The 235-nt window shown below is 47.2% G+C and carries 2 tRNA genes; both read left to right on the forward strand.

The window, feature by feature from the left end:
- Positions 1 to 34: 34 nt before the first annotated feature.
- Positions 35 to 109, forward strand: a tRNA-Ile gene (locus NOU10_RS09350).
- A 31-nt stretch (positions 110 to 140) separates the two neighbouring features.
- Positions 141 to 213 (forward strand) — tRNA-Ala (locus NOU10_RS09355).
- Positions 214 to 235 lie beyond the last annotated feature (22 nt).

Genomic DNA, 235 nt, shown 5'->3' on the forward strand with positions numbered 1-235 from the left:
CCAGAGATTTACTCTCTGTTAAAGAATGGCTTATGGGCCTATAGCTCAGCTGGTTTAGAGCGCACGCCTGATAAGCGTGAGGTCGATGGTTCGAGTCCATTTAGGCCCATTCTTTTATGAAAATTTCATAATTTTCTTATGGGGCCTTAGCTCAGCTGGGAGAGCGCCTGCTTTGCACGCAGGAGGTCAGCGGTTCGATCCCGCTAGGCTCCATTGATAACGAAAGTTATCAAAT

Origin of the sequence: Ligilactobacillus sp. MP3 (genome assembly GCF_024436335.1) — a bacterium.
GTDB classification, from domain to species: domain Bacteria; phylum Bacillota; class Bacilli; order Lactobacillales; family Lactobacillaceae; genus Ligilactobacillus; species Ligilactobacillus salivarius.